This is a genomic window from Lysobacter sp. cf310 (genome assembly GCF_900114355.1).
In the GTDB taxonomy this organism is placed as follows: Bacteria; Pseudomonadota; Gammaproteobacteria; order Xanthomonadales; family Xanthomonadaceae; genus Lysobacter.
Map to the genome: position 1 here is coordinate 409845 of NZ_FOSS01000001.1, position 20104 is coordinate 429948.

Genomic DNA, 20104 nt, shown 5'->3' on the forward strand with positions numbered 1-20104 from the left:
GGCCGGCGTGATCATCGACCGCTTCAACGCAGCCTCCGATCTGGTCGCCCGCCGCGTGCGGGTGTGCTGGACGCTGACGCCGGGTCCGGGCGAGACGCTGGCCGACGCGCCGCGGCAGACGCTGCGGCGCAAGACCCGCGATTTCGAGTTCCCGCAGCCGCCGCTGGCGCCCGATCCCTACCTGGTTTACGACAGCGCCGCGTTCCCGCCGATTCCCGGCGGTGGCATCAGCGTGATCGACCTGCCGGCCTGGGAAGAGCGCGACGGCGCCGAGCGCATCGTGTTCGAGGCGATCAGCGTCGCCCAGGACATCGGCGGCCAGCCGCTGGAACGCGTGCGCCGCATCGTCGCCACCACCTACGGCGCCGACGGCCAGCCGCTGCGCCGGCGCATCGAGATCGTCGACGGCGGCGACGCGCCGCTGTCGCTGACGCCTGGCGACGCCTGCTACTACCAGTTGTTCAGCGCCGCCTTCGATCCGGTCGAAGCCCAGCGCTATCGCGCGATCGCCACGCCGGCCGCGCCGCACGGCCTCAACCGCACCATGTACGACCTGCTGCCGGCCGTGCACCGCCAGTTCGACGTCAATCTGCGCCCGACCACGCCGGGTTCGGAGGCGATCCCGGAAATGGCGGCGCGTTCGGGCCAGCTGCGGCGCCTGCTCGACGTCTACGGCGCGTCCATGGACAGTGCGCGCAGTTCGGCCGAGAACCTGTGGGACCTGCACGACATCGACCGCGTCGACGGCCGCCGCCTGCCGCAACTGGCCGGTTGGCTGGGCTGGCGCCTGGGCGATGCCGACGCGCTGCCGCTGGCGCGCAACGAACTCAAGGCCACGCCGCGCCTGTACGAATCGGTGGGCACGGTGACGTCGGTCGGCGCCCTGGTCACGCGTTACACCGGCTGGACCACGCGCACGGCCGAGTTCGTGCAGCACCTTGCGCGCAGCAACCACGCGCCGCGTTACCAGATCCATGCGAGCGTGCCGGCCGGCGCCAGCTGGCGCTCGCCGCTGGATGCGGCCGCCCTGCTCGGCTTCGGCGCCGGCAACGACGAAGCCTTCGGCGTCGGCCCGGCGCCGGCGACCCTGGTCGGCAACGTCGCCGGCCCCTACGCGATCTTCCCCGGCGCCGAACTCAGCATCGCCGTCGACGGCGGCGCCTCGTTCCGGGTGCGGCTGGGCGCGTCGGCCTTCGCCAATCCGGCCGCGGCGACCGCAGCCGAAGTCGCGGCCGCGATCGCGGCGGTCGCCAGCGACATCGTCGCCGACGCGGTCGGCGGCCAGGTCCGGCTGCGCACGCGCAGCGTCGGTCCGGAATCGCAGATCAACGTCAGCGCGCGCGAAAGCGAAGCGCTGACCCTGGACGCAGCCGGCGGCGATCGTCTCGCCGCCGCCGCCGATGCGCTGGGCCGCGTGCGCGTGTTCGCCAGCGACGCCGCGAGCGCGCCGGACCCGGATCAACGCGAAGGCGAGCGCGCGCCCTACGGCGGTCTGGTCTGCAAGACCTGGGACGCCGGCCAATGGCGCGGCGCCACCCGCCTGCTGTCGACGCGACCTGGCGACGATGCCGCGGTCGCGCACCCGGCCGCGGCGACCCTGGCCGACGGCCGCGTGTTCCTGGCCCGCGTCGAAGCGGCCGAGAGCGCCAACGCGCGCGTGCGCTGGAGCCTGGGCAGCTCGCGCCCGCGCTTGCCCGCCGTACTGCAAGGCCGCCAGCTGCCGCGCTTCCGCCTGGTGGTCGGTACCCGACTGACCCTGCGCACCGCCGGCGCCAACGACGTGTTCCAGGTCAACGCGATCGACTACGCCAACCCCTCGCTTGCGACCACGGCCGAAGTGATCGCGGCGATGAACGCGCAGTTCACCCAGGCTGTCGCCAGCCCGGCCGGCGACGGTTCGATCCGCTTGACCAGCACCGCCGTCGGACCGACCGCGCGCCTGTCGGTGGACCTCGCGCTGTCCAGCACCGCACGCGCGCTCGGCTTCGCCCACGCCACCGCGCCCAGCTTCGGCAGTTGGGACGACACCCTCGATCTGACGCCCGCGCAGACCTTGCCCGCGCTCACGCCGGGACGCCCGACCGAACTCAGCGCGCTCGCCTCCGGCGACGGCGCCGTGCTGGCCTGGAGCGAACACGCGGACGGCCGCTGGCGTCTGCGCGCCAGCGCCTGGCTGGGCGCGTTCGATGCGATCGCCACGGTCAACGGCCTGGCCTTGCGCGCCGAGAACGGCACGATCAACGTGCTCGACAGCGCCGACGGCTTGCCCAGCGACAACGTGCGCCATTGCCTGGTCGACGGCCTGGGCGCGCTGTGGGTCGCCACCGACGCCGGCGTCGCGCGCCGCCGCGGCAACCTCACCTGGCAGGCCTTCGACATCGGCGACGGCCTGTCCAGCGACGACTGCCGCCGCCTGCTGCAGACCGACGACGGCGCGATGTGGGTCGCCACCGACACCGGCCTCTCGCGCGTCGCCGCCAACGGCGCGATCACCACCCTGGATGTCGGCGACGGCCTGGCCGACAACGACGTGCGCGCGCTCGCGCTGGCCGCGGACGGCGCGCTCTGGATCGCCACCGCCGCCGGCCTCAGCCGGCTCGATCGCAACCTCGGCTTCGCCAATACCTTCGCGCCCGATCTGCCCAGCGACGACGTGCGCGATGTCGCGCTCGCCGCCGACGGCCGGGTCTGGGCCGCCACCGCCGCCGGGATCGCCGAACGCAGCGCCGCCGGCCTGTGGTCCACGCTGACGCCGCCGCTGGCGATCGGCAACGACGTGCGCGGCCTGGCCTACGCCGACAACGCCTTGTGGATCGCCGCCGCCAGCGGCGTGTGGCGGCGCGCGGCCGACGGCGCCTGGCGCGGCTGGTCGCTGGCCGACGGCCTGCCCAGCGTCGATGCGCGCGCCGTCGGTGTCGACGGTGCCGGCAACGCCTGGGTCGCCACCGGCAACGGCGCCGCGCGCATCGATCGCAACGACGCGGTGCTCGCCGTGCGCAGCGCGCAGGGCCTGCCCAGCGACGACGTCAGCGCCTGGTCTTCGCCATGGTCGGGCGCGATCGCGATCAGCGACGGTGGCGCGGCGGCCGGCGCGCGTGGCGATCGCGAGCCTTATCTGCTGCGCGAAGCCGGCGGCACGGTGCTGTTGCTGTGGTCGCGCTGGTTGGCTGGCGCCGCCGGCCAGGACCGCCGCGCTCTGCGCGCGCGCCGCTACGACCCGGTGGCGCTGAACTGGGGCGCGATCGCCGACGTCACCACACCGCCCGCGCCGGGCGCCGCCGATGTGCAGCCGTCCGCGCTCGCGCTCGGCGGCGGCGGCACCCGCGTGTTCTTCAGCAGCGACCGCAACGGCGGCCGCAGCCTGTGGGAAGTGTCCTTGAGCGCGGCCCTGGTCGCGGCCGCGCCGATCGCCCTGCCCTGGGACGAAAACGCGCGCATCGCACCGCTGCCGGTGATCCTGCCCGCGGCCGGCCTGACCTTGCTGCACCGCTGCGACGCATCGGTGGCCTTGGATCAGCTGGCGCCGATCCTGGCCGGCGCGGCGCCGACCGCCGCGCCCACGCGCGTGCCCGAAGCGGCGACGCTGCGCCGGCACTGCAACACCATCACTCCGCGCATGGCCGAGACCGCGCGCAACAGCCGCCACCATCAATGGGGCGACCTGCTCGCGTACACGCCGCATCGGCCGCTGGGCGGCGACGACGAACCGCCGCTGTCGCCCAACGAGTTCTACACCCGCGGAACGCTGGGCTTGTACGTGACGCGCGGCCGCTTCGGCCAGGCGCTGACCGTGGCCAACGCCGCGCGCCTGAAGCAACTGCTCGCGGAGTTCCTGCCGATCAACTTGCGCGCGGTGATCGTGCTGGCGCCGTCGCTGACCACCGAGGTGCTGTACGCGCCGGGCGCGGATCTCAGCGACTCCTATCTGGACGACTACCCCTTCGTCGAACAGTTCCTCGATCTGGCCGACTCCACCAGCGCCGCGCTGCCCGACTGGGTACTGCTGCTGAGCAACCAGGTCGCCAGCGTCAGCGCCAATCCGACCAACCTGACCACCTTGCGCCGCCGCACCTACTTCCCACCGCCGGTCTGAGCGCATGCGTTCGCGCAGCGATCCAGCAGGCCTACCACCGAACACGCTCATCGAAGGAATCGAATTATGGACACGGACACCCGGATGCCCCTGCCGCAAGGCATGTACCGCGACGTGCTGCGCGACGCCGACGGGCGCGTGATCTGGGACCGCGGCTGGGCCAAGAACGCGATCCTCGCCGACTGTCGGCGCCTGCTCGCCGCCTTCATGGGCGGCACGCCGGGCGCCACGCTCGGCATCCAGGGCCTGGCGGTCGGCGCCGGGCTCGCGTCCTGGGACCAGGTGCCGCCACCGCCGCCGACCGGCAACGAAACCGGACTTACGGATCCCTCGCCCTTCGTGGTGCCGGCGGCGAATCTGGATTTCACCTTCATGGACGGGCCGGTGCCTTCGGCCACGCCGACCAATCGTCTGCAAATCGTCGCCACGCTCGGCCCGAACGTACCGCCGTGGCCGAACGGCAGCCACGCCAGCGGCAACCTGCGCGAGTTCGGCCTGATCGCCCAACTCGGCGGCGCGCCGACGCAGATCAATCTCGTGCGCCATCCGGTGGTCGCCAAAGACCCGGCCAGCACGCTCGAACGCACCATTTGGCTCGTGTTCTGACACGACCACACGACGGGGACACGCCATGGCCATCATCTCGCCCAACACTTTCGATCCGATCCGCCGCTACGTCAGCGTGCGCCTGGCCCAGGGCGTGCCCCTGGCCGACGCCGACTGGAACGAAGGCGACGACATGCGTCGCTACGAGCTGCGCGCCTTCCTACGCTGGTTCGTCGGCGACGGCGTGCCGGTCGGCAACGACGGCTTCCGCATCGCCGCGACCAATTCCGCCGCCAGCTTCAACATCGTCGCCGGCGGCGGCCCGCAACCGCTGCAGGCCGGACGCATGCTGGTCGACGGCATGGAGGCCTTCATCACCGCCGACATCGGCTTCAGCGCGCAGCCGCTGCACGCCGGCCAGGCCGGCGCCGCCGCGCTCGCCGCGAGCTGGGGCGTGCCGGTGATCGCCGCGCTGCCGGCGCCGCCGATCGCGCCGGCCACGCGCACGCTCACGGTGTATCTGGACGTGTGGGAACGCCTGGTCACGCTGGCCGAGGATCCGGCGCTGGTGCTGCCGGGCCTGGGCACCGAGACCTGCTCGCGCCTGCGTCGCGAATGGGCGGTGCGCGTGCGCACCGGCGCCGCGCCGCCGGTCAACGGCGACCCCGATTTCATCGCCGGCCACAGCTACGCCGCACTGGCCACGATCACCCAGACCTCGGCCGGCATCATCGACGCGCCGGCCGTGGTCGATCGCCGCCGCCGCGGCATCTCGCTGCCGTCGCAGATGGACTTCAACCAAGTGCTGTCCGACACCTTCGGTGGCGGCTATTCGGTCAACGGCAGCGGCGTGCCGCAGCTGCCGTATCCGATGCGCGACGTGATCAACGCCATGCTGCGCGAACGCCCGGCCGCGGTCGGGCCGACCACGGTGCTCAACGCCGGCCCCTACAACACCCCGACCGCGGTGATCGATTCCAGCGGCGTGCCCTGGGTGTTCTGGGTGCGGGTGAACGGCCCCAACCGCTTCCTGTCCTTCAGCCGACGCATCGCCGGCGTGTGGACGCCGCCCGCCGACGCCTTCCAGTTCACCGGCGTGCTCAGCGTGAGCAGCCTGGCGGCGGCCGCGCAATCCAACGGCACGATCCGCGTGTTCTACTCCGCGCTGTCCGGCAACAACCGCATCTTCAGCCGCGCCTTCACCGGCGCCTGGGGCCCGGAGGAACTGGTCGACTCGATCGATCAGAACTCCCAGGTCAGCGCGGTCACCGATCAGACCGGCACCATCATCGTGGTCTGGCGCCGCGACACCGCCGGCGTGTTCACCGCGCAGAGCGTGCGCTATCCCCTGGGCGGCGCCGCCGGCGCGGTCACCAACGCCGGCACCATGGTGCGGCCCGGCGATCACGCCATCACCATCGATCCCACCGGCGCGCCGCAACTGGTCTATGTGCAGGAGCCCAATCCCATGGGCCCGAACTGGAGCGTGTTCACCAAGCGCTTCATCGCCAACGCCTGGGAAGCCAACTTCACCGACTCCACCCTGACCGTCCCGGTCACCACCTTCATCGACCTGGCCGCGGGCTACACCGCCGACGGCTCGCTGTGGCTGTTCTATTCCACCGTGAGCGCGCCCGGCTTCAGCACCTTGCGCGCGCGCCGGCTCGTGCTCGGCGTAACCGAAACCCGCGAACTGCTGCCGCCGCAGCAGACCGCGCGCTTCCCCAGTCTCGCGGTCGACGCCGCCGGCAACGCCGGCCTCTACATCCAGAACGGCGCCCTGCTCCAGCAGGTCGGCCTGGTCCAGCACATCTGAGCGAAAGGAGCTCCTCATGAAACGTCAACTTCCGCTATGGCGGGCCTGGGCGATGATGCTCGCCCTGTTCGTCGGCACCGACGCGGTGGCGGCTACGGCCAGTCCCAACGTCACCGCCGCCAGCACCTCCGAGCCCAAGCTCAACGGCACCGGCGATGCCTGGGTGCCGTTCACCAACGCGCTCGGTTTCCCGAACTCGAGCAAGTCGATCAAGGTCTTCTACTTGTCCGACGATCTGGCCGTGTACCCGCTCAACGGCGCCGCCGCGACCGTGCAGCTGCGCGCCAAGACCGGCGGCCCGATGATCAACTGCACTTTCAACGCCGGCGTGCCGGTGCTCAGCGGCACCAACGGCGGCACCTGTACCTTCCGCATCATCAATACCGCCGGCCAGGTCGACACGCTGGAGATTTTCCATCTCGGCATGCTCGCAGGCGACATCCGCGTCACCGCCACCGGCATCACCGCCAGCGGCGGCGGCAACACCGTCGATCCCTACGACAGCGACACGGTGATCCCGGCGAAACCCGCGCCAGCCGCGGGTCCGCCGCTGTCGCGCCTGCCCGCGCGCCTGGTGCTGGTGTTCGACAAGTCCGGCTCCATGGCCTGGTCGTCCAAGCTCAACGGCGATCCGGTCTGCGGCGCGTTGTACTCGCCCAATCCCGACTGCCGGCGCTGGAAAGTACTGCGGCGCGCGACCGAGCAGATGATATCGGTCGCCAAGGCCTATCAGTTGCCCACCGATAAATTGGGTGTGGTGTTCTTCGATAGCGACGCCAAAAATACCGGCGGCATCGCCGCGATGACCACCCCCACTCTGGATGCGGTCCTGACCGCCATCGACCTGCCCGCGAATCAGCCCGGCGGCGGCACCTCGATCGGCGACGGCATTGAGAACCTGCAATCGGCGGTGACCGGCGGCGACAACGCCGAATTCAACAACACCATGCTGCTGTTCACGGACGGCGCGCAGAACACCAGCAAGTTCCTGGTCTGGGACGGCGCGGATCTGCGCATCAACACCAACAACAGCCCCATCGGCGGCGACCTGGTGCGCCCGGCCACCAAGCAACTGAGCCTGTGCCCGTTCCGCCTGCGTCTGGACGATCCCAGCGACCCGGATTCGAGCTCGTTGTTGCAGAACATCGCCAACTACAGCGGCTGCGGCGCGCTCAACATCGAGACCACGCTGGACAATCCGCCGGCCGGCGCGATCCAGTATTTCCTGCAGGTGCTGGCCGACACCCTGATCGGCGACAAGCTGGAACTGCTGCACACCGACAAGGGCGAGCAGGCCGCGCCGTCCGGCGCCATCGCACCGCCGCCGCTGGACATGAGCTTCAAGACCAGCAAGAAGGACCTGGCCTTCACCATCCTGCTGGGTTGGGACCAGGCCTTCCAGGCCGATGGGCGCCCCAACATCAAGCTCAGCAAGGACGGTGTCGATTTCGATCCGCTGCATAACCCGCGCTTCACCGTCAGCGGCGGCGCCGAGCACGTCGCCTTGACCCTGCGCGCGCCGTTCTGCGACGCGCACGGCAAGTGCGTGTCCAGCGACGGCGATTGGAAAATGCGCGTGGCCCGCACCTTGCCGCGCGGCCTGGGTCACTGGAACCTGTTCGTGATCGGCGACAACGCCAGCATCGTCTCGCGTTACAACGTCGGCCAGACCAAGACCGGCATCGGCGAGCCGCTGCAGCTCAAGGCCACCCTGACCGAAGGCGGCAAGCCGCTGGTGGGCCTGCCCGCCGGCACGGTGCGCGCCTTCATCTCCGGCCCCGCGCTCAGCCTGGGCAACATTCTTTCCGACGGCAAGGCCAAGGCCGGCGAAGCGCCGCAGGGCGACGCGCTCAGCGCTTCGGGCTTGAAGTTGCAGGCGATGCTGGCCGACCCGGCGCAGCGCGACAAGATCCTGAAAGCGCTGGAACTCGGCGCCGAGAAGGGCATCGAGCTGAAGGAAACCAGCCCGGGCGTCTATACCGGCGAGTACCCGGCCACCCTGGCCGAGGGCGTGTATCAGGTGACCTACCGCATCGACAGCACCAGTTCGGACAACGGCGCCTTCACCCGCGTGTTCACTACCGACCACTACGTGCAAGTGGCGCCGGATGCCGCCGCCACCGCCAAGACCATCAAGCACGAACCCGCGCGTCCCTGCCCCTCCACCTACGCGGGCGGTTGCATCAAGCTGACCCTGACGCCGGTCGACGGTAAGGGCAACCGCGTCGGTCCCGGCAAGTCGACCAGCTTCCAGCTCGTGCAGCCCTTCGAAGGCGGCATCGTTGGCGATGTCACCGACAACCTCGACGGCAGCTACAGCCTGGTGATCGGCTACAACAAGAAGGGCCTGGCGCCGCCGGTGCTGCGCATCGACGGCCAGACCCTGACCCTGCCCGACGCGGTCGGTACCGGCGGCAAGGGCGGCGGCGGCAAGCTCACCGGCGACGGCGACAAGCCGATCTGGCAGCAGTGGTGGGTCTGGCTGATCGCCCTGCTGGTGCTCTTGGTGCTGATCCTGCTGATGCGGCGCAAGTAAGCCGTCCTGGGGCGCGCGAGCCGCGCCCTTCGGATACGAAGACGCCGCGAGCTATCGCGGCGTTTTCGTTTGCATCGTCCGCATGCGCACGGGATCACCGCACCGGCGGCGGCAGCATGGTCTCGCCGCATACGCAGCGCCCGTTCCACAGCAGCATCTCGAAGCCCGGTGCGCATTTCAGGAATTGCTTGCAGGTGTCCACGCCGCCCAGGCTGTCCAGCGGCCCCGGGCTGCGGTCGGTGCGCGGCGGCGCGTCGCCTGGCGCCGGCTGCGGCGTGCTCAGGTCGCGGCAACCGCATTCCGGCCATTCGCCGACGCCGATCTGATTGCCTTCGGCGCAGCCGAAGTTGTTTTCGCAGGTCAGGGGCGTGCGCGGCGGCGGCGCCTTCTCGCAGCCGCACTGGGGCGGCTCGCCCGTCGCGATGGTCCCTTCCGCGCAATCGACCAGCTCCGCACAACTGCGTTGAGCCGTGGCCAAGGGCACTGCCAACAGTGCCGCCAGCCCGATCGACATCGCGAGCGCCGCTCGCGCCTTGGTTCGCGCTTTCATGCCTGGCCTCCTTGTGGGCGCATCCGCGCAGACAAGGCAAACACAGAATCACGAGGGGAGGCGCTACCGCTCGTCGGCGGCGCGCCCGGCGGCCGAGTTAACCGCGGCTTGGCGCGATCCCTGAGGTCAGGCGCCGCGGCGTACCTCGCGCCAGACCAGGACCAGCGGCGTCGCGAACACCAGCAAGGCGAAGGCCGCGTAAATCAGGGCCGGAAGCACCTCGCCCTGAAACAGCCACAGGAAGGCCGGAAGGATCACCAGCAGCAGACCCGCCGGCCGGCGTCGAGTCAGCAGATAGGCGCCCACCGCCACCAATATCCACAGCAGCGACAAGGCCATCGCCTCAAACGACGAGACCGGCTTGGCCTGCTGCGCGTCCGGCCCTGGCCCCAGGAACAACACGGCGACCACGGCCAGCACCGCGACCGTCATCAGCATCCAGGCGCACAGGTCGGAGAGACCGAACAGTATTTTGGTAAGGCGCATCGATCCGTTCTCCGATCAGTCTTCGCTGTCGATCGCGAGCAACCGCGCATATCGGCGCAGAACCGAGGCCGACACCAATTGGTGCAGCACGATCACTCCGGCGAGCAAGACCAGGTACAAGGCAAGGGAGAGCTTGCCGTCTCCAGACCAGCGCACAGCCCACAGCGTCAGCATCATCGTCCCCAACGAAGCGATGCAGGCAATGATGGAGGCTCTGCCGGAGAATATGGAAAGTCCCGAGCACTCGCTGCATTCGAACCTGCCGCGCACGAACGAGACTCCGGGCATGAACCGATACAGTCCCGATGCCGGGTGCTTGCCGCAGTGCGGACAGACGATGGCGCTCAACGATAGGACCCCGATGCGTCGGCTCTTTCCACTGCGATGCAGCGCAAGAACCCGTTCGCCGCCGACCGCGGCCAAGTCGCCAGAACCCCTGGCACGCCGCGCATCCTGCGCGGCAGCACGCCAACGGTCAATGCTGAGCTCAGTTCGGCGCGGATGGCTCGTAAGCCGCAAACGGCCCGAAGCACACCCAATCGGGCGACGCCAGACCGGCCATGACCTCGGCCTGAGTCGGAAAATGCTCGCGGAACTCGGGCCACACCCCGGCCACGTACTCGTCCCATTGCAGCGGGTCCAGCTGATGGACCTTGCCGTCGGCCAAATCGATGAACTCGTAGTCGCGCGCCTGGATCTGCGCCACGCCCTGCACCAACGCCGCTTCATGATTGGCTGCCGCTACGTAGACGGCGACGAAGGCGCCGGCCAAGTGCGAAGGCATCTCGCGATTCTGGCCGCGGCCGATCTGCAGGTTGAGTAGGAACAGCTGATTCATCGCCTCACCCGTCCCTGCTCGCACGCGTGGGATCGCCCACGCTATGGTTCAACGCCACCGCCTGCTTGGTCAGCCTGCGCACGGTAGTGGCCGCGATCGTCATGCCCTCGCGTAGATCCAAAGTGGCCAGCTCGTACTTGCCACCCGGCTTGAGTCGGGGCTCGATCTCCAGCAGGCGCTTGCCGCGCCAGAAGCCGAACAAGACCCGCTGCGCTTCGACGCGGATCAGCAGCACCGGGCCGTTGCTGAAATAGACCAGGTGGCCCCACTTCACCACTTCTTCCAGCTTCGCCGCGCCGAGCACGCCCGCACGCAGGCGTTCGGCGAGCTCGCGTCGCCAACCGTCCAGTGCGGCGATGTAGGCATCGGGACTTTCGGCGGGCTTGATCTTCTGCATCGTGGGCTCCCGGAGCGGCCAAAGTCGGACAGGGCAAACTGCATGCTATCGAACCAGCCGAACGTCGCCGCGACTCCACGCCGGCCGTCGGCCCGGCCTTGGCAGGCTCAGCCGGTGTACGGCCCCTTGACCTCGCCCCAGCCCCACTTCGGCATGGGCGCATCCGCGTCGACGGTGGCGCCGGGCTGCGAATTGATTACGGCCAGGCGCGAGCCCCATTCCAGGTACCCCACCAGGGCGGATCGGAACTCCGGATCGTCGGGCATGCCCAGTTCGTCCGCAGTCTCCAGCAACAGGCCGACCCAGCGCCGGCGTTGCTCCTGTCCGAGGTGCCGATTGAGGTGGTGCTGGATCATTTGCGGATGCCCGCCGTGCTTGCGCGAGTAGTCGTCCGGGCCGCCCAGCACTTCGGCCAGGAACGCCGCGACGTGGGCCGGATGATCCGCGCCCATATGCGCGAAGACCTCGCCCAGCAGCGCATCCGCGCGCACGTGTTCGTAGAAGCGCACGGTCAGGCGGTTGAGCGCTTCGATCCCGCCCAGCCACTCGTACAAAGTCGGAACGTCGGTGGTCTGCATGTTCGCTCGCTATGGGCTGGCGCACCGGCGCCCGGCGGATCCGGCCACGCGCGGCGCCGGGACCCGCGCATGCTAGAGCAAGTCCGCGCGCTTACGCACGCGGAGCGAAGATCTCCGCCAACCGCGTCACGGAAGCGCCGCCCGCGTAGCCCACCGCCCCGACCGGGACACGTCCACCGGTGGCTTCCATCACCCGCCCCGGCCAGATCGGATCGAAGCCGCCGCAGAGCTCGATGAACTGCGCGCCCTCCTCGACCAGGGCCACCGCGACGGCGACCACCGCGGCCTGCTCCGGCACGCCGACGATGACGGTGCGTACGCCGCCGCGTTCGACGACCATGCGGTCGACGGCGGAATCCATTTCTGGCGCTTCGAATATGAATGCCCAGCTGATCACTACCACCCTCCCTGCCTATGCGGCGCTATGCGTGGCGACAGCCACAGACCCGGCCGGGCATCGGTCCGATCTTGAAATTCCCGTTACCGGAATCCGACACCTGGCTGGAGTGCACCCTGCCCGAGTTCGGACCTGCGGTGAAGTGCGCATGGATGGCGGGCCGACCGTCGTTTCACGACCGGTCAGCGCGTCGCTGAATCGGCGGCCTCCGGGCTTGGGTGAAAGGATGAAGCGAAAGCGCCGCAGCCATCACGTCTTCTGACCCCGCCCTGCGCTAAAAGAGCCCATCGAAGCTGCGAGAGTCCCCCATGACCAAGTCCCTGACGACGGCGTTGGCGATCATGGTGCTGTCTTCGGCCTGCACGCCGATGGCGCATGACGCACGCGGAGAGGCCGGCGGCACCCAGGAGACGACGCGTACGCGATCTCCGGTGGCGCTCGCAGTGCGGACGTCGGAGGCGCCTCCGACGCCAACCGCCGAATCGACTCCCGCACCGATCGCGCCGGTCGCGTCGGCGCAGCCCCTGGCCGAGCCGGCGGTAATGAAGGGCGGCCCCAACCGTCCCGCCGTCGAACCCGATCCGCCGTTCGTCGCCACCGAGTTCGGCCGCTTCAACGAGCCCTGGGCGATGACCTTCCTGCCCGACGGCCGCCTGCTGGTGACCGAGAAAAACCGCCGCCTGCGGCTGTTCAACACCGCCACCAAGCAGACCACCGAAATCAGCGGCCTGCCGACCGTGGCCTACGGTGGACAAGGCGGCCTGGGCGACGTGGTGCTGCATCCGCAGTTCTCCAGCAATCGCTACGTCTACCTCAGCTACGCCGAAGCCGGCCCCAACAGCACGCGCGGTGCGGCCGTGGCGCGCGCGCAGCTCACGCTCAATGCCGATGGCAACGGCGGCAGCCTCTCGGGCCTGCAAGTGCTGTGGCGGCAGACGCCCAAGGTCACCGGCGAAGGCCACTACAGCCATCGCCTGGCCTTCGGCGGCGACGGCAAGTTGTGGATCACCTCGGGCGACCGCCAGAAGTTCGATCCCGCGCAGGACATGCAGCAGAACCTGGGCAAGCTGATCCGCCTCAACGACGACGGCTCGAACCCGGCCGACAACCCCTTCGTCGGCGTGGGTGGCGTCGCATCGCAGGTCTGGACCCTGGGCCACCGCAACCTGCTGGGCATCGCCTTCGACGGCGCCGGCCGCCTATGGACCCACGAGATGGGGCCGGCCGGCGGCGACGAGCTCAACCTGATCGAGCGCGGCACCAACTACGGCTGGCCCATCGTGTCCAACGGCGATCACTACGACGGCACGCCGATTCCCGATCATCCGACCCGCCCGGAATTCAACGCGCCCGAGGCTTATTGGTCGCCGGTGATCGCGCCCGCGGGCTTCATCATCTACAGCGGCGACCTGTTCCCCTACTTCCGCGGCCAGGGCTTCATTGGCGGCCTCGCTTCGCAGGCGTTGGTGCGTATCCAGTTCGACGGCACCAGCGCGCGCGAGTACAAGCGCTACCCGATGGGCGCACGCATACGCGAAGTCGAGCAAGGGCCCGACGGCGCGATCTGGGTGCTGGAGGACGGCGGCAATGTGCGGCTGTTGAAACTCACGCCCAGGCCCTACTGAGGATTCGCGGCCTTGCGTGGTGCGGTGGCGCGCAAACAGACCAAACTGGCGATCACCGCGATCCCCAGGCCGGTGACGCCGGTCCGCGTGGGCACCAGCAACAACGCGACACCCGCGGACAACGCCGAAATCGCGAATAGATAAATCCCGGCCCTAGACCTGAGCCACAGCATCACGGCACCGGCTAGCAAGCAGACCGCGGCACTGACCGAAGCCAGGAAAGCGACGGCGCTGATTTCGCCGGCCTGCACGGCGCGCAGACCCGATGCCGCGTTGAAGGCATAGAACAACAACTGCAGCAGCACGAGGATCAGGACGCTGGTACGCCAGCCCTCGGCTTGGTACGGCGCAGGGCCGACCGCAGCGGCCGGCGGTCGATAAGGATCGTTCTGGTCCAAGGTCTTCATCTCCAGGTCGAAAGCCGACTGCCCCGATGCAGTATGCCCGCACAGCCGACCTCACCGCCCGCGTTCGACCGCACGCTCGGCGGCGACTAAACTGCCCGCGCGTACCGGCCCGGTGCCTGCCCGACATGGCGGCTGAAGGCCGTACTGAAAGTGCTGGCCGAACCGTAGCCGACACGCTCGGCCACTTCGGCCAGCCCCAGCTCCTGGCGGCGCAGCAGATCCTTGGCCACGGCCATGCGCCAGGTCAGCAGATATTCCATCGGCGGCAACCCGACGGTACGCACGAAACGCTCGAAGAACGAGGAGCGCGACAAGGCCGCCTTCTTCGCCAGTTGCTCCACGGTCCACGCGCGCGCGATCTGCGCGTGCATCTGCCGCAGGGCCGGCGCGATCCGCCCATCGGCCAGGCCGCGCAGCAACCCAGGTGGCGCATCTTCGCTGGGCGTGGCGCGCAAGGCCTCGATCAACAGCACCTCCACCAATCGCGTCAGCACCAGCTCGCGCCCCGGCCTGCGCTCGCCGGACTCCTCACCGACCAGACGCACCAGGGTGGAAAGGCGCTCGACGCCGCGTATGTGCACCAGCGCGGGCAGCAGCGGCACCAGCAGCGACGCATCCGGCGAATCGAACAGGAAGTAGCCGCCCAACAGACGCGCATCCGCGCGCCGGCCCCGGCTGCCGTGGCGGACCTCGCCGGTTCGCTCGGCCTCGCGGTGCGGGTCCAGTTGGTGCGCCTGCACCGGTGCCCCGCCGGAAAGCGTGAAGCCTGGCGTGGCCGGCAGCAGCACGAAGTCGCCGGCCTCCAGCAGGGCCGTGGGTTCCCCGTCCACGTCCAGGCGGCAACGGCCTTCCAGCACCGCGCAAAAGCTCGGCTGGCCGAAGGCCGAATAACGCACGGCCCAGTCGCCGGCGCCGCCGATGCGCTTGGCGAAGACCGTGCGCGGCTGCAGCAACGAGATGACGTCCGCCAACGGATCGCTCATTTCGGACTCTCGCAAACGAATATTGGACTTTTCATAGTAGATCGTCCTGTCACGGCCCGCCAAGATGGCATCCGTCCCCTCCGCTACGGATACCCACATGAAAACCGCATTGATCACCGGCTGCTCCTCCGGCTACGGCCTCGAAACCGCCCGCTATTTCCATGCCCAGGGCTGGAACGTCGTCGCCACCATGCGCAGTCCGCGCGAAGACCTGCTGCCGCGCTCGCAACGCCTGAGCGTAGTCGCCCTCGACGTGACCCGCCCCGACAGCATCGCGGCCGCGCTGGAAGCCGCCGGCCCCATCGACGTGCTGGTCAACAATGCCGGCATCGGCGTGGTCGGCGCCTTCGAGGCCACACCGATGGCGACCGTGCGCGAAGTGTTCGAAACCAATACCTTCGGCGTGATGGCGATGACCCAGGCCGTGCTGCCGCAGTTCCGCGCGCGCCGCTCCGGCGTGGTCGTAAACGTGACCTCCAGCGTGACGCTGGCACGCATGCCGCTGGCGGCCGCCTACACCGCCAGCAAGGCCGCCATCGAGGGCTTCACCGGATCGCTGGCGTTCGAGCTGGAGGCCTTCGACGTGTTGGTGAAACTGGTGGAACCCGGCTACGGCCCCACCACCGCCTTCACCCAGAACGGCGGCGCGCGCATGCAGGGCCTGATTCCCGAGGCCTACGCGCCGTTCGCCGAGCGCGTGTTCGCGGGCTTCGCGCAGCCCGGCGCGGTGACCACGGAAGCCGATGTCGCCCAAACGGTGTGGCGCGCCGCGAACGACGCCACCGGGCAATTGCGCTTCCCGGCCGGTGCGGACGCGCTTGCCTTGGCTCAGTCCCGATAAGCGGGCCGAACCGTGCGTTGCCCATGGGCGTCGCCGCCCATGGGCAACGCGTTTACTTCTTGCAAGTCACGGCGGGATCCGCCTTGGCCAAGTCCGCTCCCCACAGACAGACGATGCGGTCCAGCGCCAAACCCGTGCGCGAATTGCTGAAGAACACGATGCCGTCGCCGGTACCGGGGCGCATCAGGAATTTGGCGCGGAACCCGGCCTGGTTGCGCCCGTCGTGCCCGACCACCGTGCTGCCGTCGGCGAGGCGCTCGATGAAGTGGCCCAGACCATAAACGGCCTCGTTGGGCGCACGAGGCGCGCTCAATGCCGCCGGCGCGTACATCAGGTCCAACTGCGCCTGCGACAACGGATGCGCACCGGGGCTGTCGGCCATGCCGGCGATCATCCAGCGCGCGAAGTCGTTGACGGTGGTGCTCAGGGTCGAGGGGGCCTGCTCGACGTAGTAGCGCATCGGGACCGGGCCGCCATCGTCGCCATGGCCTTGCGCGGCGCCGGCCAGCACCTGTGGCGTCATTGCCACACTGCTGTGCTTCATGCCCAAGGGCTGGAACACCAGCTCGCGCGCCCAATCGGCGTACTTGCGTTTCGTGCTCCGTTCGATCGCCAGCTGCATCAAGGTGTAACCGCCGCCAGAGTATTGGAACTTGGCGCCGACGGGCGCGAACAGCTCCACCGCGCCGCGCCCGTTGGTTTTTCCTGCCAGCGATTCTTCCAGCGTCGGCAGTTCCTTGTAGTCCAGCCAGCCCTGATATCCACTCAAGGTGGTGCCCGCGCTATGCGAAAGCAGACGGCGGATGGTGATCTGGCGATAGTCGAACTGGTTCTGCGCCAAGGGCCACGGCGATATCAGCTCGGCCACCGGCTGATCCAACCGGATACGCCCTTGCTCGGCCAGACGCATCGTTACCCAGCTGGCGATCGGCTTGGACAGCGAGGCCGCGACGAATACGGTGTCCGGCGTCGCGGGCACCTTGCCGGCGTGATCCGCATAGCCGTAGCCGCGCGCGAAGACCAGCCGACCGTCGACGATCAGCCCTACCGCGGCGCCCTGGATCTTCGCCTCCTTCATCAACGCCGGCACCTCGCGCTCGATGATCAGCGCGAACGCCGGCGGCTCGGCGACGGGCGCAGCGTGGAGGGGCGTGCCGACCACTGCCGTGGCGATCAGCGTCGAGCTTGCCAGCGCTTTGATCGCGGTGGCGATCTTGGCGTCGGCGAAATAGCGTCCGTAGCGTGTGTGTGTCATGGCGTCCTGGCTGGGCTGAGTGGTTGCGGATACAACGGAGGGTCCCGACGAGAGCGCGGCCTCGCGAGGCGGGGAGGAAAAATCGAATGACGTCGCACGGCGGTGGGCCGACGCCCCGCGCCGCGCTGCCGACGGCGGAGTCGGCGCCTCACTGGGATGCCTCGTTCCCGCATCCGGTTTAGTCCGCGGGCGCCGCATTGCGCTGGCCGCAGACCCGCTTGACAGGACTCAACATTTCCAAAATACTGGAACTATGGAAATGAAAACCGCCCTCGGCGCACTTGGCGCCCTCAGTCACGAATCCCGCCTGGCCGCCTTTCGACAGCTGGTGCAGGCCGGACCGGACGGAATGTCGGTGGGCGAACTGCGCGAAAAGCTTGAGCTGCCGCCCGCCACGCTCACCGCACACCTCAACGTGCTGCGTGGCGCGTCCCTGGTCCATGACCAGCGCGAGGGACGAGTGATCCGCGTGCGCGCCAACTACCTGCAGATGAACGCCCTGCTCGCCTACCTCACCGAAAACTGCTGCGCGGGCGTCGAAACCTGCACGCCGGCCGCAGCCTGCACTCCACGTCCGAAAGGAGCCCGTCGATGAATCGCTTCCATGTGCATTTGAATGTCGCCGACCTGGCGTCCAGCATCCGCTTCTACAACGAACTGTTCGGCACCGCACCCCAGGTGCATAAGAGCGACTACGCCAAGTGGATGCTCGAGGATCCGCGCATCAACTTCGCCATTTCCAGCACCGGTCGCGCCGTGGGCGTCGATCACCTGGGCCTGCAGGTCGACAGCGGCGATGAGCTCACCGCGCTGGGCCGTCGTCTCGACGCCGCCGGCGGCAGCGTTGCCCCCGAAGCCGCGGCGGTGTGCTGCTATGCGCAATCGGACAAGCTGTGGACGCAAGACCCCCAGGGCGTGCGCTGGGAGTCTTTCCACACCTTCGGCGAGGCCACCACCTACTACGCCCCCGACGTCGGTTGCGCCGGCGAAGGCCCGGCGGCTTGCGCGCCCACCACGCAAGCGCAGCCCGCCGCGGCGGCCTGCTGCGCCACGGCTTGCGGCTGAGTCTGGCAATGTCGATCCGTCCAGCGCTCGAGTCCGAGCATGCCGCGATCCATGCCTTGCTGGCCGCCAACGGTCTGCCGGTGCAGGACTTGGCCGGCGCCGATATCGCCTTCCTGATCGCGGATGGCGGCGGCGAGCTCGCCGGTGTCGTCGGCATCCAGCGCTTCGGCGATACCGGCCTGCTGCGCTCGCTCGCGGTGCGCGCTGATGCCCGCCGCACCGGCACCGGCGGCCGCCTGGTGGCCGCGGCCGAAAGCGCGGCACGCGCGCAGGGCCTGCACGAGCTGGTGCTGCTGACCCAGACCGCGTCGGCGTTCTTCGCCCAGCGCGGCTACCGCGCCATCGATCGCGCGTCGGCGCCTACCGGCGTGCAGGACAGCGCGGAATTCCGATCGCTGTGTCCGGCATCCGCCGACTGTCTGATCAAGCCCCTGGAATGAACCTCGGAAAGCCCTGAGCCCATGATCTCCGCTACGCCAAAGAAACGCGTGCTGTTCGTCTGCGTCGAGAACGCCAACCGCAGTCAGATGGCCGAGGCCTTCGCGCGCATGCACGGTGGCGATCGCATCGAAGCCCATAGCGCCGGCTCCGCCCCTTCCGGACGCATCAACCCCAAGGCTATCCGCTACATGGCCGAACTGGGCTACGACCTGAGCGCGCACGCTTCCAAGTCGCTGGACGAGATCGACGGCGCCTTCGACGCGGTCATCACCATGGGCTGCGGCGACGACTGCCCCTGGGTACCGGCCCAACGCCGCGAGGACTGGGCCCTGCCCGATCCCAAGCACATGGACGACGACGCCTATCGCGCCGTACGCGACGACATATCGACGCGCGTCCAGGCCTTGCTGGCTTCGTTGCCGTGACGCTAGGCCAAAGGCTACTGGCCGAATTCGTCGGCACCGCTCTGCTGCTGGCCACGGTGGTCGGCTCCGGCATCATGGGCGTGAACCTGTCGGACGGGAGCGACGGCCTGGCTCTGCTCGCCAATGCCGCCGCGACCGCGGGCATGCTCTATGTCTTGATCGTCGTGTTCGGGCCGGTGTCCGGCGCCCACTTCAACCCCGCCGTTACGCTGGCGATGTTGTTTCGCGGCGCCCTCCACAAGCGCGATGCGGCCGCCTACATCGCGGTGCAGATCGTCGCCGCCGTCGCCGGCGTGCTGCTGGCCCATGCCATGTTCGACCTGCCGCTATGGCAGCCGGGCAGCCACGTTCGCAGCGGAATGCCGCAATGGCTGAGCGAAGGCGTGGCCACGTTCGGCCTGTTGTCGACCATTCTGATCGGCGCCCGCCATCGGCCCGCTGCCCTGCCCGCACTGGTCGCCAGCTACATCTTCGCCGCTTACTGGTTCACCGCCAGCACCTCGTTCGCCAATCCGGCGGTGACTTTGGCGCGATCGCTCACCCAGAGCTTCGCGGGCATCCGGCCCGAGGACGTTGCGGGCTTCGTGCTGGCTCAACTCGCGGGCATGATCGCCGCGCTCTGGTTCGCGGCGCTGTTGCGGACTTCAAACGCGGACGAAGCCGGACCATCGCAGGACCCGAAGCGCTCGAACGCCGACACGCCCTAGGCTTCCGGCACCGAAGCGTCGGCGCGACGCACGATCAGCGCCAGCAGGAAGCCAGCCCACGCGAGCAACCACAACACGGCCACGAAGCCCGACGCTATCGACACCCGATCCCGGTACC

Annotated in this window: 21 protein-coding genes; 11 read left to right on the plus strand and 10 right to left on the minus strand. The window is 69.2% G+C overall.

Annotated features, from left to right (window positions below):
* Nucleotides 1–7 precede the first annotated feature (7 nt).
* The 4 genes from BMZ45_RS01785 (at nucleotide 8) to BMZ45_RS01800 (ending at nucleotide 8991) form a co-directional block, all read left to right on the plus strand.
* Complete coding sequence (locus BMZ45_RS01785; protein ID WP_091631714.1) at nucleotides 8–4093, plus strand: hypothetical protein; 4086 nt, start codon at nucleotides 8–10, stop codon at nucleotides 4091–4093.
* A 66-nt stretch (nucleotides 4094–4159) separates the two neighbouring features.
* Complete coding sequence (locus BMZ45_RS01790; protein WP_091631717.1) at nucleotides 4160–4699, plus strand: hypothetical protein; 540 nt, start codon at nucleotides 4160–4162, stop codon at nucleotides 4697–4699.
* A 25-nt stretch (nucleotides 4700–4724) separates the two neighbouring features.
* Nucleotides 4725–6455 (plus strand): DUF6519 domain-containing protein, encoded by a 1731-nt coding sequence (locus BMZ45_RS01795; protein ID WP_091631719.1) that lies wholly within the window; start codon nucleotides 4725–4727, stop codon nucleotides 6453–6455.
* Between the two features lie 16 nt (nucleotides 6456–6471).
* The gene (locus tag BMZ45_RS01800) at nucleotides 6472–8991 is read left to right on the plus strand and encodes a vWA domain-containing protein (protein WP_091631722.1); all 2520 of its coding nucleotides are present in this window, start codon (nucleotides 6472–6474) and stop codon (nucleotides 8989–8991) included.
* A gap of 94 nt (nucleotides 8992–9085) precedes the next feature.
* On the opposite strand, the gene BMZ45_RS01805 is transcribed toward BMZ45_RS01800, so the two are convergent.
* The 7 genes from BMZ45_RS01805 to BMZ45_RS01835 form a co-directional block, all read right to left on the minus strand.
* A complete protein-coding gene (locus tag BMZ45_RS01805; RefSeq protein ID WP_091631725.1) occupies nucleotides 9086–9541 on the minus strand; it encodes a hypothetical protein in 456 nt (151 codons plus the stop codon).
* Between the two features lie 126 nt (nucleotides 9542–9667).
* On the minus strand, nucleotides 9668–10027 hold the full coding sequence (locus BMZ45_RS01810; protein WP_091631727.1) for a hypothetical protein: 360 nt from the start codon (nucleotides 10025–10027) through the stop codon (nucleotides 9668–9670).
* Nucleotides 10028–10042: 15 nt separating this feature from the next.
* Complete coding sequence (locus tag BMZ45_RS01815; protein ID WP_139215358.1) at nucleotides 10043–10375, minus strand: hypothetical protein; 333 nt, start codon at nucleotides 10373–10375, stop codon at nucleotides 10043–10045.
* Nucleotides 10376–10514: 139 nt separating this feature from the next.
* Nucleotides 10515–10865 carry a hypothetical protein gene (locus BMZ45_RS01820; protein ID WP_091631733.1) on the minus strand — a complete coding sequence of 117 codons (351 nt, stop codon included), beginning with the start codon at nucleotides 10863–10865 and terminating at the stop codon, nucleotides 10515–10517.
* 4 nt (nucleotides 10866–10869) lie between these two features.
* The gene (locus tag BMZ45_RS01825; RefSeq protein ID WP_091631736.1) at nucleotides 10870–11262 is read right to left on the minus strand and encodes a DUF1801 domain-containing protein; all 393 of its coding nucleotides are present in this window, start codon (nucleotides 11260–11262) and stop codon (nucleotides 10870–10872) included.
* A 107-nt stretch (nucleotides 11263–11369) separates the two neighbouring features.
* Nucleotides 11370–11840: a group II truncated hemoglobin gene (locus tag BMZ45_RS01830; RefSeq protein WP_091631739.1), complete on the minus strand. Its 471-nt coding sequence runs from the start codon at nucleotides 11838–11840 to the stop codon at nucleotides 11370–11372.
* A gap of 91 nt (nucleotides 11841–11931) precedes the next feature.
* The gene (locus BMZ45_RS01835) at nucleotides 11932–12243 is read right to left on the minus strand and encodes a DUF6506 family protein (protein ID WP_343124196.1); all 312 of its coding nucleotides are present in this window, start codon (nucleotides 12241–12243) and stop codon (nucleotides 11932–11934) included.
* Nucleotides 12244–12545: 302 nt separating this feature from the next.
* Between BMZ45_RS01835 and BMZ45_RS01845 the strand changes: the two genes are divergently transcribed.
* Nucleotides 12546–13862, plus strand: a complete 1317-nt coding sequence (locus BMZ45_RS01845) for a PQQ-dependent sugar dehydrogenase (RefSeq protein ID WP_254776503.1) — start codon at nucleotides 12546–12548, stop codon at nucleotides 13860–13862.
* Here the strand turns inward: BMZ45_RS01845 and BMZ45_RS01850 are convergent.
* Nucleotides 13856–14269 carry a hypothetical protein gene (locus BMZ45_RS01850; protein ID WP_057159974.1) on the minus strand — a complete coding sequence of 138 codons (414 nt, stop codon included), beginning with the start codon at nucleotides 14267–14269 and terminating at the stop codon, nucleotides 13856–13858. The genes BMZ45_RS01845 and BMZ45_RS01850 overlap by 7 nt on opposite strands.
* 86 nt (nucleotides 14270–14355) lie before the next feature.
* Nucleotides 14356–15369 carry an AraC family transcriptional regulator gene (locus BMZ45_RS01855; protein WP_343124197.1) on the minus strand — a complete coding sequence of 338 codons (1014 nt, stop codon included), beginning with the start codon at nucleotides 15367–15369 and terminating at the stop codon, nucleotides 14356–14358.
* On the opposite strand from BMZ45_RS01855, the gene BMZ45_RS01860 reads away from it, so the two are divergent.
* Entirely contained in the window at nucleotides 15350–16093 is a 744-nt protein-coding gene (locus BMZ45_RS01860; protein ID WP_091631755.1) for an SDR family NAD(P)-dependent oxidoreductase, read from the plus strand. The two genes, BMZ45_RS01855 and BMZ45_RS01860, sit on opposite strands and share 20 nt — an antisense overlap.
* Nucleotides 16094–16145: 52 nt before the next feature.
* On the opposite strand, the gene BMZ45_RS01865 is transcribed toward BMZ45_RS01860, so the two are convergent.
* The gene (locus BMZ45_RS01865; RefSeq protein WP_091631756.1) at nucleotides 16146–17348 is read right to left on the minus strand and encodes a serine hydrolase domain-containing protein; all 1203 of its coding nucleotides are present in this window, start codon (nucleotides 17346–17348) and stop codon (nucleotides 16146–16148) included.
* Nucleotides 17349–17601: 253 nt separating this feature from the next.
* Between BMZ45_RS01865 and BMZ45_RS01870 the strand changes: the two genes are divergently transcribed.
* Genes BMZ45_RS01870 through BMZ45_RS01890 form a run of 5 tightly spaced genes read left to right on the plus strand, consistent with a single transcriptional unit; the run spans nucleotide 17602 to nucleotide 19986 of the window.
* Nucleotides 17602–17943, plus strand: coding sequence for an ArsR/SmtB family transcription factor (locus BMZ45_RS01870; RefSeq protein ID WP_091631759.1), 342 nt, complete (start codon nucleotides 17602–17604; stop codon nucleotides 17941–17943).
* Nucleotides 17940–18413 (plus strand): ArsI/CadI family heavy metal resistance metalloenzyme, encoded by a 474-nt coding sequence (locus BMZ45_RS01875; protein WP_091631763.1) that lies wholly within the window; start codon nucleotides 17940–17942, stop codon nucleotides 18411–18413. Before BMZ45_RS01870 ends, BMZ45_RS01875 begins: the two co-directional genes overlap by 4 nt.
* A gap of 8 nt (nucleotides 18414–18421) precedes the next feature.
* Nucleotides 18422–18853, plus strand: a complete 432-nt coding sequence (arsN2, locus tag BMZ45_RS01880; RefSeq protein ID WP_091631765.1) for an arsenic resistance N-acetyltransferase ArsN2 — start codon at nucleotides 18422–18424, stop codon at nucleotides 18851–18853.
* A 21-nt stretch (nucleotides 18854–18874) separates the two neighbouring features.
* Entirely contained in the window at nucleotides 18875–19279 is a 405-nt protein-coding gene (locus BMZ45_RS01885; protein WP_091631768.1) for an arsenate reductase ArsC, read from the plus strand.
* Nucleotides 19276–19986: an aquaporin gene (locus BMZ45_RS01890; RefSeq protein ID WP_091631771.1), complete on the plus strand. Its 711-nt coding sequence runs from the start codon at nucleotides 19276–19278 to the stop codon at nucleotides 19984–19986. The genes BMZ45_RS01885 and BMZ45_RS01890 overlap by 4 nt, the downstream gene beginning before the upstream one ends.
* Nucleotides 19987–20104: the final 118 nt, after the last annotated feature.

Coding starts and splice junctions, on each gene's coding strand:
- BMZ45_RS01850 (WP_057159974.1), bottom strand. CDS start 14,269: ATGAAGACCTTGGACCAGAACGATCCTTATCGACCGCCGGCCGCTGCG.
- BMZ45_RS01830 (WP_091631739.1), bottom strand. CDS start 11,840: ATGCAGACCACCGACGTTCCGACTTTGTACGAGTGGCTGGGCGGGATC.
- BMZ45_RS01860 (WP_091631755.1), top strand. CDS start 15,350: ATGAAAACCGCATTGATCACCGGCTGCTCCTCCGGCTACGGCCTCGAA.
- BMZ45_RS01870 (WP_091631759.1), top strand. CDS start 17,602: ATGGAAATGAAAACCGCCCTCGGCGCACTTGGCGCCCTCAGTCACGAA.
- BMZ45_RS01810 (WP_091631727.1), bottom strand. CDS start 10,027: ATGCGCCTTACCAAAATACTGTTCGGTCTCTCCGACCTGTGCGCCTGG.
- BMZ45_RS01800 (WP_091631722.1), top strand. CDS start 6,472: ATGAAACGTCAACTTCCGCTATGGCGGGCCTGGGCGATGATGCTCGCC.
- BMZ45_RS01820 (WP_091631733.1), bottom strand. CDS start 10,865: ATGAATCAGCTGTTCCTACTCAACCTGCAGATCGGCCGCGGCCAGAAT.
- arsN2 (WP_091631765.1), top strand. CDS start 18,422: ATGTCGATCCGTCCAGCGCTCGAGTCCGAGCATGCCGCGATCCATGCC.
- BMZ45_RS01845 (WP_254776503.1), top strand. CDS start 12,546: ATGACCAAGTCCCTGACGACGGCGTTGGCGATCATGGTGCTGTCTTCG.
- BMZ45_RS01825 (WP_091631736.1), bottom strand. CDS start 11,262: ATGCAGAAGATCAAGCCCGCCGAAAGTCCCGATGCCTACATCGCCGCA.
- BMZ45_RS01805 (WP_091631725.1), bottom strand. CDS start 9,541: ATGAAAGCGCGAACCAAGGCGCGAGCGGCGCTCGCGATGTCGATCGGG.
- BMZ45_RS01790 (WP_091631717.1), top strand. CDS start 4,160: ATGGACACGGACACCCGGATGCCCCTGCCGCAAGGCATGTACCGCGAC.
- BMZ45_RS01865 (WP_091631756.1), bottom strand. CDS start 17,348: ATGACACACACACGCTACGGACGCTATTTCGCCGACGCCAAGATCGCC.
- BMZ45_RS01885 (WP_091631768.1), top strand. CDS start 18,875: ATGATCTCCGCTACGCCAAAGAAACGCGTGCTGTTCGTCTGCGTCGAG.
- BMZ45_RS01795 (WP_091631719.1), top strand. CDS start 4,725: ATGGCCATCATCTCGCCCAACACTTTCGATCCGATCCGCCGCTACGTC.
- BMZ45_RS01875 (WP_091631763.1), top strand. CDS start 17,940: ATGAATCGCTTCCATGTGCATTTGAATGTCGCCGACCTGGCGTCCAGC.